Annotated in this window: 11 protein-coding genes and 1 pseudogene; all 12 read right to left on the bottom strand. The window is 37.1% G+C overall.

The genetic code is table 11. The features are described from left to right. Positions 1-12 precede the first annotated feature (12 nt). The 12 genes and pseudogenes from M1F65_RS08700 to M1F65_RS08755 all read right to left on the bottom strand — a co-directional run bounded on the left by M1F65_RS08700 (position 13) and on the right by M1F65_RS08755 (position 12,244). Positions 13-978: a hypothetical protein gene (locus tag M1F65_RS08700; RefSeq protein WP_247925811.1), complete on the bottom strand. Its 966-nt coding sequence runs from the start codon at positions 976-978 to the stop codon at positions 13-15. 219 nt (positions 979-1,197) lie between these two features. Then, positions 1,198-1,602 carry a DUF5082 family protein gene (locus M1F65_RS08705; protein WP_070656897.1) on the bottom strand — a complete coding sequence of 135 codons (405 nt, stop codon included), beginning with the start codon at positions 1,600-1,602 and terminating at the stop codon, positions 1,198-1,200. Positions 1,603-1,609: 7 nt separating this feature from the next. Beyond that, positions 1,610-2,152, bottom strand: coding sequence for a hypothetical protein (locus tag M1F65_RS08710; RefSeq protein WP_084860307.1), 543 nt, complete (start codon positions 2,150-2,152; stop codon positions 1,610-1,612). 14 nt (positions 2,153-2,166) lie between these two features. After that, a complete protein-coding gene (locus M1F65_RS08715) occupies positions 2,167-2,688 on the bottom strand; it encodes a hypothetical protein (RefSeq protein WP_247925812.1) in 522 nt (173 codons plus the stop codon). Between the two features lie 35 nt (positions 2,689-2,723). Next, complete coding sequence (locus M1F65_RS08720) at positions 2,724-3,542, bottom strand: hypothetical protein (protein WP_247925813.1); 819 nt, start codon at positions 3,540-3,542, stop codon at positions 2,724-2,726. A gap of 348 nt (positions 3,543-3,890) precedes the next feature. Continuing rightward, positions 3,891-4,688 carry a hypothetical protein gene (locus M1F65_RS08725; RefSeq protein ID WP_049478808.1) on the bottom strand — a complete coding sequence of 266 codons (798 nt, stop codon included), beginning with the start codon at positions 4,686-4,688 and terminating at the stop codon, positions 3,891-3,893. 13 nt (positions 4,689-4,701) lie between these two features. Beyond that, positions 4,702-6,030: a hypothetical protein gene (locus M1F65_RS08730; RefSeq protein WP_247925814.1), complete on the bottom strand. Its 1,329-nt coding sequence runs from the start codon at positions 6,028-6,030 to the stop codon at positions 4,702-4,704. An 11-nt stretch (positions 6,031-6,041) separates the two neighbouring features. Then, positions 6,042-6,338 carry a peptidase gene (locus M1F65_RS08735; RefSeq protein WP_247925815.1) on the bottom strand — a complete coding sequence of 99 codons (297 nt, stop codon included), beginning with the start codon at positions 6,336-6,338 and terminating at the stop codon, positions 6,042-6,044. Positions 6,339-6,642: 304 nt separating this feature from the next. Then, positions 6,643-7,032, bottom strand: coding sequence for a hypothetical protein (locus M1F65_RS08740; RefSeq protein WP_070657058.1), 390 nt, complete (start codon positions 7,030-7,032; stop codon positions 6,643-6,645). 27 nt (positions 7,033-7,059) lie between these two features. Further along, on the bottom strand, positions 7,060-7,362 hold the full coding sequence (locus tag M1F65_RS08745) for a DUF4176 domain-containing protein (RefSeq protein ID WP_041170803.1): 303 nt from the start codon (positions 7,360-7,362) through the stop codon (positions 7,060-7,062). A 3-nt stretch (positions 7,363-7,365) separates the two neighbouring features. Beyond that, a pseudogene (gene essC / locus M1F65_RS08750) lies at positions 7,366-9,495 on the bottom strand (type VII secretion protein EssC); the annotation flags it as partial. Between the two features lie 196 nt (positions 9,496-9,691). Continuing rightward, complete coding sequence (locus tag M1F65_RS08755; protein ID WP_049550103.1) at positions 9,692-12,244, bottom strand: SA1320 family protein; 2,553 nt, start codon at positions 12,242-12,244, stop codon at positions 9,692-9,694. Positions 12,245-12,251: the final 7 nt, after the last annotated feature.

Below are 12,251 nucleotides of genomic sequence, written 5' to 3' on the forward strand. Positions count from 1 at the left end.
CCCTAGCAACTCCTATTCTAATTTTTGCAACAGCTTTACAACTTGACGATTTTCAATCTTCACATAGTATACACCACTATCACTGACAAGTTTATCCTCTTTATATTTAGCAATTTTGACAGCATAAAGACCTCGTGGTAGGGGTTGGTTGGCAAAAAATTCCTTCATGAGCGCTTCAAGCTCTTTAAGATAGTCATCATACAAGAGATCTCTTTTTTCTTTTGGAACGAAATACTGAAATTCAAATGTTGGTATAAAAATCTCTTTTTGGAAAAGATATTGAGCATCCATTGGATACATTCCTTGCAGAGCCTGACCCTTGCTTTGATTTTCCTCTAATATTTCATTATAAAGATAGATATTATCAGATTGGTTATTAAATTCAAAATCAATACCTTGATACTTCAAATCAGGCAGTTTAGGATCTTTGATTGAACTGTCCAGTGTTTTTAAAAATTCACTGGTGCCTGGACTAACCTCAATCCCTAAATAGGCTAATTCTGGGAAAACATCATAAATTTTTTTACCATTTTTGTAATCAACCTCTGCATCTGTCTTTCCATATGTTTCACTTTTCGAAAAGCGAGTATAGTATTTAAATCGAGTTTTAACCTGATAGGTTTTTCCAGCTATATTTTCACTGTAGCTACCATGGATTATAAATCCTCCCACACTTGTATAGTTTTTCTCGTATTTTTCTAACTCAAACTGTCCTGTAAGACCGTAATTTTGATAAGAACGATGCACAGCTTGCTCAATCTCAGTTCGACTTGCATGGGCAAATAGCCCCCACATATCCATTAGAGCAAAAATTGGACTGAACACTGTGAAGATTACGATTGGGATCACTATGGATAAGCAACCTATTAATAGCCAATTTCTTTTCTTGGCGTTTCCTTCAGATTTTTTAGCAGTTTTCTGTTTCCTTTTTAAGATTAGAATGAGCAAAACCAAAATCCCTAATACAAATAAAACCAATCTACAATCTCCTTTTACTTTTGACAGTTGTTAACAGGTAGATAGGAGACTGACAGAAATACTCATCTCACCTGCTAACTTATCCTGAATTCCATGAACTCGTCTGAAACGAGGAGCAACCCTTGTCTCATTATACCACATGGGCAATACCGTGAGAAGATGAGAAAAACAAAAGAAAACCACCTGAAATAAATTCAGGTGGTTAATGAAATTTTGCAGTTAGTTGAAGAAACTTTCAATCCAACCACTTATATTGTTTAACAATATTCCTAGCTGACCAATAAGTCCATCCATCTCCAAAGCTTTATTCTCATACTCATTAATTTTTATGAGTAACTCATCAATATTTTCGTCCATGGCCTTAATACTAGAATCAAAATATGAAATCAGATTACCTGCGGGTGTAACAAATTTCGTATCATGCAAATTTCCAGTCCAAGATTCATCATATTCATCTTTTTTAGAAGCTACAGCTTTTTTCTGCTTAACAAATTCACTTTTAATTTTCCGTAACTCGTCATATATTTCCTTGACTTTTTTTGCCTCTTCTAAATAACCTTCTTTTTTTGATTGAGCTGAACTAATCTGCGATTGAATTGCGGCTTGTTGACTAGCTTTTGACATCTATACCTCACCTCTTTAACAAATAAGCAAGCACTACAACAGCGTAGACCATGATTAACAATATAGCACTACCAATGCCCAACAATTTATAAAGTTTGTTGATCCCACAGTATCGTTCCACATAAGCCCTGTTTGGTTTTTCAGGATCATACCATACCGTCATCTTCGAATAGACTGGGAAATGCGTTCGCATTAAGTTATTAAACGATATAAAAGAATTACGATAAAAGGTTAGGGAATTTGCCAACATGTCCTCTCTTGTAAAGTTATCAGATGCACTTATAGGGCCCCATGGAAGCGAAACCGTTCTAATCATAAAATACCGTAATGGCTTGCTATAAGTAGTTCCGTTAACCGTATATTCAACAATCGGAGGATTCCCAGCCTGAAAATTACTATAGCCCACAACCGTTCCCTTAATAGACGATTTGGCAAGACGTACCATCTTTTTATCCCGAAAATAAAGGTAGAGATATGTACCAGATAAAAAGATCAAGGATAAAAGAATAACGATGGTAGCAAATAAAAATAAAATGGTTTCTGTTGTCATATTCAACTCCTATCTTATTCTACGCTCTTCACATCGGACATTGAAAGTGTCATCTTAGATGGATCTGACATCGAATCAACAAGCTCCAATTGTTCTGAATTAAGTGGTAACAAAATTAATGTAGTTGTGTAAGAAGGTAACTCACCACTATCCTTGATAGTATAGCTAATCTTTTGATTATCAAAAATGGCCTTGCCATCATAGGACCAGCTCAGTGAAAACTCCAAATCTTTTTTGATATCTACATCAGTTTTATTGACGAGCATTAGTGCTGCTCTACCATCTGAGACGGCTCCTGTAAAGTAGATAGCCATATTTCCCTTACTTCCAATTTCTGGATGTTCTTTGGTCAATTTTTTACCAAGTTCAATTAAATCTGACGTTTGGCCTTCATATTGTGGTGCTACTACAAATTTCAATTCTTTCTCTTTGTTTACAACTGTCTCGCGTGTACTTTTCTCTGTTCCCCCTGCTTCCTTTCCATTAGAGCAAGCTCCAAGAACCAATAACAAGATGACGACAAATAACTTCTTCATTTTTTCTCTCCTTTTAACAAAAAATCTATAAACCTTTATCTCTTTTTAGATTTTTTAACATGTTCCTTGTACATTTTTGACTTTTTCCCATACCATTCTTCAATGGTATAGCCATATTCCTCGCGGTATTTCTCTTGGTTTTTATTGACTGCATTCAAGTTCTCTAGCGTTACTACATTGGACTTGAAAAATGATACCAAAAATAGGCCTAAGAAAATAGGTGAAATTGGTAATAAAGCAAGCAACAAATGTGCCAGAAGGTTATTAAGACCATGGGTAAAGAGATTGATGCCAGACATCAACAACCATAAGAACAAAATAACATTCAAAAATTTTTTATAATATTCTGAGGAGAAATAATCTTTTCTAGCGCGTTGCTTTGTAACAAGGATATAGATAAGGTAAATCAGTGATAAGACAAACCCAATCCAGTAAACGATACGAACTGCTACTAGAGGGATTAAATACAAGATGGCTACAAACCAACTATAATATGTAATTACGAGCAAAAACAATTGAAAAATCTGAGTCATTAAATAGGCTTTAATGCGATTTCTTTTAGAAATAATATAAAAACAAGTAAAATGACCGCAACAAAGAAAAAATAGAAAGCCAAAGAAACTATCTGGGGGAATGAGCCCTTTTTCCACTGATGTTAGCTGTGTAACCATTGAGGTCAGTGGAATAGCTGGGTCATACCCAGCTTCACTAGCCATTCGAAATACACTTATCGGTAAAGACGTACCAATCATAACCATAAGAGAATATAGAGATAGTCCAAAAATCGCCTTTACTAAGCTTAATCTTCGTGCTGTTTCAAGTGCATCATTAATATCTTTTTGTATCTTATCCATTTATTTTCTCCTATTACCCAAACAAGGATGAGGCCGCTTTCAGACCACCATTGAAAAAATCAGAAACATTCTTGCCCACACTTTTGACAGTCTCCAAGCCCTGGTGGATTCCTTTTCCGATAGACTCCACCCCCGATTCTACCACGTCCACAGCACCATAAGCAAAATGTTTAGCTCCTTGAGTATTTGCTAGTAAGTAATCCGTTCTTAACCCATTATACCAGAATAGCTAATCAATTAGTAAAAAGTTTAGAAAAGCACCTGAATTATTTTCAGATGCTTCATCTAGAATCAGAATAACCAGATCCGCTCCTATATCAAGAGACTAGAAATAGTGTCTATAAACCTTTATTTCTTTTTAGACTTCTTCACATGTTCCTTGTACATTTTTGACTTCTTTCCATACCATTCTTCAATGGTATAACCGTATTCTTCGCGGTATTTCTCTTGGTTTTTATTAACTTCATTAAGATTAAATAGTGAAGAGAATGTTGATTTACTCAATGATATTAAGATAATAATGAGAAAGATTGGAGCGATGGGTAATATAGCCAAAAGTAAATGAGCAAGTAAATTTTTAAACCCTGAAATAAGAATACCAGCAATAAAATTTATAAACCATAATGCCAAGATAACATTTGTATATTTCTTTATTTTCTCCTTGTCAATATCAAAAACTCTAGTATATGACTTTGTTATGAGACTATAAATAATATAGACAACTGCTACGGAATAAGCTAGCCAATAAATAATCCGAATGATTAAAAAAGGAACAAAGAATTGCAAGCCTAAAAATAGTCCAAAAATGCTTAAATGAATAAGAGTGAATAAGACGAGTAAATTGAGTATATAAGCATAAATTCTATTTCTTTTTGAAATGATATACATAATCATATACATCGCCCAATAAACAAAAAATGAAATACCAAAAACTTTTTCTGGGATGATTAGTTGATACTCTAATTCAGTAAGCGGCTGCAAAAAAGTTATACTATTCTTACTCATATATATTCCTGAACTAATCGCAAGATGAGGTGCAAGTATACATAAACCAAGAAATAATGGCATTACGAAAATCATTACTAATATATTCCATCCTCGCGTTGTTTCTAGTGCTTCATTAATATCTTTTTGCTTTTCTTCCATTTATTTTCTCCTATTATCCAAACCAGGATGAGGCCGCCTTCAGACCACCATTGAAAAAATCAGAAACATTCTTGCCCACACTTTTGACGGTCTCCAAGCCCTGGTGGATTCCATTTCCGATAGACTCCACTCCTGATTCTACCACGTCCACAGCACCATAAGCAAAATTTTTAATTCCATCATAAACAGACTTTTTAAATTCTGGTGCGACTGCAGAAGTGACAAGATTAAACGTTCCTACAGCAAGGCCTCCTATAGTTCCAATTATTAACCCCTTCGGTCCAGCTTTCACCCCTAACTTAGCTCCAAGCCACATACCATCTAGGGGACCAACGTTAGAGATGGTATCAATGGTACCACCTAGCACAGACTTCCCGATTTTCCCTACGGTCGTCTTCGAATCGGTCTTGGAATTGTTATAGTTCTTATAGATATTGACTCCCTCTTCCACGGTCAATACACCCCAACCTACAATTTCTCCCCCGATTTTAAACTTGTCACTTTTTATAAAATCCTTTGCTATATTACCAAGCCCTGTTGCATACTCTCCCATAAAAAACGAAGCTGCTGTTTTGATGTGTTTGAATCCCTTTGTAACAGGCCCTACAAGCTTACTTAACTTACTAACCCATTTAGTGCTTTTTATTGCATCGGGCAGGTCCATCATAAAGGTTAATACTTTTTCTACCAACGGGGAGCTTTGAAGAGCTTGACCTATTTCTTTACTATATAAGAGTGTTTGAAATGATATTCCCTTACCACTTCCTGTATATAAAGTGTCTAGTAATTTCGAAAAATCATCAGCACCCTTGATTCTATCTGCCGCAGCTTTCGCCCACTTACCAAGATCTTTGACATCTATCCCAAGGATTTTAGCGATTGCTTCTTTTTCACCTATTCCTGTCAAACTGGATATAAAAGCAAGAAAACTCTCTCTCGCTTTTATCACCTCTGCTTGTGAACTAATATTTCGGTCAATTGCAGAAATAGCTGATGCAACCGTTTGAGAGTCTGCTCCTTTTGAAACATCCAAAAACTTGGCGCTATACTGTTTATCTAGACTCACCACTCCATTTAGAGGATTGCTATCTCCTTCCGAGGACATCTTCGTTAGTTGTGTCTCATATTCTTTCAGAGTTTCTAATTTGCTCTTAGCGTTCGTATAAGAGGCAAAGCCTTCTACAACACTGATATCTTGTTCATCCAGTGTATCAATATTCGCACTAACCTTACTTAAAAAATTATTTTCAACATCAGTAATCAAATCTGAAACTTTCCCCTTAAGCTCACTTGATTTACTGTAATACTCACTCATTGGAATTGTAAATACTCCATCAGCCATGCAAATCCTCCTTATTTCTGCTCATCCACTATCTTCTTAGCATCTTCATCTGCTTTTTTGATGATCTCTTCTACTTTTTTCGCATTTTCATTGGTCGTATGCCAATTAGTCTTTGCTTTTGTTAATTTTGCAGTTAAATCATTAATTGCAGTTTCCAATGCAGTAGCTGCTTCACCCTTAAGATTTGAACTAACGGATGTTTTAACATTCCCTAATTCTGTAATCAGGTTATCAAACCCATCCCCAATTTTTTGTAACTCATCTTGAAACTGTTTATGTTGATCTGCGATATATTTTATTTCTGCCATAATCTATCCCCCTTCACTCAAAATGAAACAGAAGATTCAGCAGACGAAATCTCTTCAGCAAAACTTTTTGCACTTTCAGACAATACAATGCATTCTGCCACTAAGAGCTTTTGGTTTTTTAATTCTGAATCTACTTTATTAAATAATTTAGTATAGCCGTCCCCCAACAAATCACTTTGAAATAAACTAAATTGGGAAGCAGAAGTTGTCACACTTTTTGTATAATTATCAACGTTTTGTATCAATTTCTCAACCTATGATACAAATGTTTCTTTGTCCATCTTGATAGTAGTCATGTTACCCCCTAATAAACCATACCCAATAGATAATCACGTACACTCGAATCCAAATCAGCTTGGCTAATAGAATCATATACTAGAGCTTTATTGTTTGCCGAATCTTTTGAATCGTACACCATGCCCAATCTCCAACTATTTAAAGCAACATCAAGATCAAACATCGCTTGAATTTGGGATATTCTCCCATCAACCTCACTAAGAAAACTTGCCTTTTTGGCAGAAATATCTGCACAGTCGGCCTTAATTGTTAGAACATAATCATCAAACTTCGAATCAGCATTACCTTCCCAACCAGAAATATCTGTAGAAACACCTGATACACTATCTGTTGTATCTCCTTCTGTTATGGCAGTTTTAAAAGTATTCAAAGCAGCAATTCTTTCCTTATAATTCATCTACGACCACCTCCGTCAGAGTTTTGTTTAATCTATTTTCTTTTTAGGGATCGTAAGAGACTTCTCCCAATTTTGATAAATTTCTATGAAACGTTCTTCCTCTTCATCCACAAAACCTTTGAAAACAACTCGATCAATATTTTCTTGATTAAAGAATATTGTATTATTTGGATTGATACCACTTGGGTAAAGACAACCCATATAATCTACAAACATCTCAGAGTTTGTTTCCTGATCCTGGTAAACGACCCCACGACCGATAACCATGAGTTTTTCTGTTCCTTCTTTTAAATACACTACTGTTCCTAATGGGTAAAGTTTTTCTGACATAATTTATTCCTCGATTTCTTGTTTGATTAATTTTACTTTTTGAGTTCTTCCTTTATCATAAATGTAGGCTTGATCCCACTCTAATTTTTTCTCTCTATTATTTGAATTGTGTTCCACAATTGATTGATCATATAAACGCATAGCAATAACTGCTGTTGTAATATTTTCCTTAATGACTTTAATCACAGGATTTACCTTAAAGAATACTGATTTTGAACCCGCAGTAATAAAGTGCAGACCGTATTTATAAGCATTAATATACAATTGATAAAATTCATCTTCAGATATAGAAACTTTTTCAACAAAAGAAGTCAGGTCCGGTATAACGATGAAAGTTTGAACATCTTTTGGAGTTTCTTTTCTGTTTGTTATCTCCTTATCAAGATTACTAAATAGATCTAAGATTTCTTCTCCTGAAATATATGCATTTGCCTTTTCTTTTAAGAATGAATACTCTTCGTTAGAGTCTACTAACAATACATGACCATTGTCTAGACAGTGATTAATTACACTAACTAGATGACAAATTGAATACTGAAGAGATTGCTTGCTTTCTGATAAAACTACAATATTTTTTAATGTAGATAGATTAATTGGGATAATCTCAGCTTCCTCGCAACTAATTGCAATCGGTAATGCATGATTTTGAATCGCTTCTTGAGTTGTAGGCAGATTGAGAAATACATCCATCGTCAACTCCTCTGGCACCATCGGAATGGCACTTGGGCGCTGTCCGGTCCAGGCTTCTTGGAGGGAAGCGACTTCCTGACGTAGGTTATGGAGGACTTGGGTGTCATTGGCTCCATAAACTGGGAGCGCCAGCTGGATGACATCCACCTCTTCACGCTTCATGAGAGCTCGTCCCTTGATATCTTCCATGGTCATAGCGAGTGGCGTAGAGCCCACGATGGCTCGCACTTCACCTGCCTCATTTTGTGGCAGGCTCAACTGGTGCTTGAAGTTCGAGTAAAGTTGAGCACGAAGGTTGGTCTGACGACCGGCTGTCACCAAGAGGTGAACCCCTATGCTGAGACCTTCACGGGAGATGCGCACCAAGAGCTTGAAGAGTTCCGCCTCATAGGCTTCTTCCTTGAAGGCTTCATAGCTATCTAAGAGGATGACGATAGCCGGCTCTTCCTGACCACTGGCCTGACGGTAGAGTTCCAAGGTTCCAACACCATAGTCCGCAAGGAGTTTCTTACGACGGTTGAGTTCTCTCTCCATGATTCGTACAAATTTAGAGATCTTCTCTGTTTGGTCCAAAAGCATGGTATCCGCCACCTGTGGAAGCTTGGACAATGGAGCCAAACCATTGGTACCAAAGTCCATCAAGTACATGGTAAGAGCCTTGGGACTGAATTTGCGAGCCAAGTCCATCCCAGCTGTCTGAAGGAAGGTGGTCTTTCCTGTACCCGGACTTCCGTAGAGAAGGATATGACCATCCTTGGAGAGATTGATAGAGACAGCTTCCTGCTTCTGGGCCTGCGGGATATCCGCCATCCCCAAGAGGACAGAGAGTGGTTTCTCTTGTCCCCAGGCTACTGTCGGTTGCACTTCTTCCAGCTCGTCTAGCGTGATTCGCTCTTTGAGCGGTGGCAACCATGGCTGTGGTACTGGAGGAATCTCTTGTTCTTCACACAAGAGCTGGATATGGTGCACTATCGCATCCAACTCTGTCGGAACTTCCTTAATCTCATCCACATCTTCTAAGCCTGATAGGTCTTCATTCAAGATCTCATATTGGCCCAATTCATTGATTAGGTAGATGGTATGGTCCTCGATCCCCATATCGTCCTTGTCCGGCTGGTAATCCGCGCCTGACCAGGCAGACTGGAAGAGCTCATAGACTTCGTTATTTCCGACCTGTAGATAGGCACGTCCTGTCTGGGTGATCTCGGCCGCGTCCGGTGTATGAAGCATTTCATTTGAGTCCGAACGGTCCGCCACCTTAAGGGCGATTTTGAAACGTGAGTTGGACCAGATCTGGTCATCCACCACACCTGATGGCTTTTGAGTAGCTAGGATCAAATGGACACCGAGGGAACGTCCGACCCGAGCGATGGATACCAGCTCCTTGATGAAGTCAGGCTGGTTAACCTTGAGCTCTGCGAATTCATCTGAGATAAGGAAGAGGCTCTAACTCATTATACCATAAGAGATATATTGTAAGAAAAACTGAACACTGTATGGAATAATGAAAGAAAACCACCTGAAAATAATTCAGGTGGTTAATGATTCCAAGCAAAAGTTGGTATTACTTTTCATTTATTTTGTTGAACATTTTGAAAAATATAACATTCCTGTTTGATGATATAATCGAAATTAACTTTTAATCATCACCAAAGCAGTCATCAATTACATGACTAACATTACCAATGAGATTTATCATGTCCCCAAGTTTATACCCCAGTGCTTGTACAGCAGAACCTGAAGCAAGACTATCTAAATCGCTCTTGAAATTTGTAAATCGAATCTGCAATGATTTTATTACTGCCCCAACTGCCTTTTGAGAACGGACTACACCTTTCAAATTGGCCGCCCCATAAAATGCATCTTCCATTCCATTCCTGAACGCAGGTTTGAAACCACCCAACATAGATACAACTAGATTTATCGTTGTCGCAACTGTGGTCAAGTCTATATCCAAAGTATCAAGCTCTGAAGCCGCTGTTCGAATTGTACCAGATACTGAAATCTGGGTCTCCACAATTCCATAGAACTTTTTATCGTCCTTATCATCAAATTTATTCTTGTAATAAATTTCAGTAGGGAAATCGTTAATAAGTTCTTGTAGATTATCCTTTGAAGTGTTGATAACTTTATTTGTCTGTTCAATATATCCTTTTGCACTATCTAGGTAATTACTAAATGCTGTTGACATTTTATTTGCTAAATCCTCAGCTCTTACATCTATCTGATCATCAAAAGCATTAATGACATCACGATCATCAAATATTCCACTTTCTTCTAAGTAGGTATTATAATCCTGAGAAACGCTTGTATTGACATTTGGCACCGAGCTAAAATCTAGACTATCAATATTTCTAGCCAGTCCCCTATCGGTTTCCTCTAAAGCCGTTTTAATAATTTCTGCCACAGAAATAGTATAGGAAATGCAAGAAATGATCGTCTGAATGTTTTGTTCCAGTACTTTTAAAATTTCATTAACAGCTTGTGGAATCCCATCTCCAAAATGTGAACGCTTATCTAAACCTTTCGTACTTTTCTCAATCATTCCCTCAAATGAATTCACCAGTTCTGCACCTCTCCGACCCAAGTAAGTAGATGTATTTGATTCAGCAAATAGATTTCCTTCAGATTTTCCTTTTGAAGTCATTTTATGTACTTCAATATCGAGAAGAATTGAGTCACTATTAGATTTCATACTATTTAATTTTGATGTAATCGCTCCATGATCAAAACTGTTCCCTTCACTATCAAAATAGTCATTTAATCCACTAAAGCCTAACCAATCAAAGTTTCTAGAGAAGTCGTAGGAATTATACGCTTTGAGAGTGTCAAAAGTCTCTTTCATACCATCATAATCGCTGAACGATTTATCTATCTTTTTTATAGCTTCAATCAAACTAATCGATTGCAAATGTTGGAAGACAGCTTCCTTGAGATTGTTTGTACGACTCGATAAATTATTCATAACATTCTCATTAGCCTGATTTGTACGCTTAACTACTTCTAGCAGATCTTCCGCATGTCCTAAACTGGCTTTCAGATTTGTAATCAAAATTATCATAGAGGTTGTATCTAAGCGAATTTCTTTTGAGTCACCATACTTTTTCAACAAATCTCGAGTTGTTGTATTCTCTGAAGTCACTGCAAAATCTAATGAACCATCTCCATCTATATCAACTGCAAATAACTGTTCCAGAACTACTTGCTTCGTATATTCCATAGCTGCAACACTTTTTCTGTAGTCTTTCATATTATGAGGAATCGGTAGATCAATCGCAACAACATTTTCAGGATACTTGGCTTCTCTTGTAATTCCTAAAATATTCAACAATGCTGGAGTATTATTATCCAATAATGTTTCGTATGCGCTATTATCCAGTGCCTGTCCTCCAAAAGAAATCTCCTTTCCATCTTGAGCCCAGACAAGATTCGTTAAAAAGTCTCGAGTTGTAGAAAATGTCACAGAGGAACCTTTATAATTTTTTTTCAACTCTTCAATTCGCTTTGCCTCTTCTTTAGCAGCTTTAACGTCCTCAGGAGAGGTAGCCTTTAAGCGAGAGAGATACTTCCAATATGGTCCTATCATCGTATTACCGTCAGCCACAGAGTGCATTAATTCATCTAACAAGTTAAACGCTTTTAGTATAGTAGAGTCGCCATCCATGACCATCTCTTGGGCAGTCTTCCCATTTACTGACTGAGGTGCTCCTTGATAGCCAATATTATAAGGAACTTGTCTTTCTAATGCCACTCTCCCGCTCTGAAACACTCCATAAGAGTGACCAGTAGTTGTGCTAATATAACGGCCACTCGCTTCTACTCTATCATAGAAATCAAGTGCTGGTTTATTCTTTTCTTTCAGGTACAAAGTATCATTTAATCCAATCGCTGCATCTACAATTATATCCTTATGACCATCAGCATCCATGTTGGTTCCAGCGTATGAGATATAAGTCTCTTTTGTCACCTTATCATAAACGGCAATCGCCGCAACACCTGAATCTGGATCGTACATTTTGTCTACGATGTCATAACTATCCTTATCTATACCAGCATCACGCAAAACATCTTTTGTTACTGTTTCAGGATCGCCCACTATTGCTCCCGTATATGCTTTTTCATAATTATATACTGCATCCGATAAAACAGCTGACATTTCAACTCGGCGATTACTCTTTTCAATTTCGTTCATGAACACC

The sequence above is a fragment of the Streptococcus oralis genome (genome assembly GCF_023109195.1).
Taxonomy (GTDB): domain Bacteria; phylum Bacillota; class Bacilli; order Lactobacillales; family Streptococcaceae; genus Streptococcus; species Streptococcus oralis_BV.

Bases quoted from the DNA above. Each gene is read 5' to 3' on its own strand.
- M1F65_RS08745 (WP_041170803.1), bottom strand. From the start codon at position 7,362: ATGTCAGAAAAACTTTACCCATTAGGAACAGTAGTGTATTTAAAAGAA.
- M1F65_RS08705 (WP_070656897.1), bottom strand. From the start codon at position 1,602: ATGTCAAAAGCTAGTCAACAAGCCGCAATTCAATCGCAGATTAGTTCA.
- M1F65_RS08710 (WP_084860307.1), bottom strand. From the start codon at position 2,152: ATGACAACAGAAACCATTTTATTTTTATTTGCTACCATCGTTATTCTT.
- M1F65_RS08715 (WP_247925812.1), bottom strand. From the start codon at position 2,688: ATGAAGAAGTTATTTGTCGTCATCTTGTTATTGGTTCTTGGAGCTTGC.
- M1F65_RS08730 (WP_247925814.1), bottom strand. From the start codon at position 6,030: ATGGCTGATGGAGTATTTACAATTCCAATGAGTGAGTATTACAGTAAA.
- M1F65_RS08735 (WP_247925815.1), bottom strand. From the start codon at position 6,338: ATGGCAGAAATAAAATATATCGCAGATCAACATAAACAGTTTCAAGAT.
- M1F65_RS08725 (WP_049478808.1), bottom strand. From the start codon at position 4,688: ATGGAAGAAAAGCAAAAAGATATTAATGAAGCACTAGAAACAACGCGA.
- M1F65_RS08740 (WP_070657058.1), bottom strand. From the start codon at position 7,032: ATGAATTATAAGGAAAGAATTGCTGCTTTGAATACTTTTAAAACTGCC.
- M1F65_RS08720 (WP_247925813.1), bottom strand. From the start codon at position 3,542: ATGGATAAGATACAAAAAGATATTAATGATGCACTTGAAACAGCACGA.
- M1F65_RS08755 (WP_049550103.1), bottom strand. From the start codon at position 12,244: ATGAACGAAATTGAAAAGAGTAATCGCCGAGTTGAAATGTCAGCTGTT.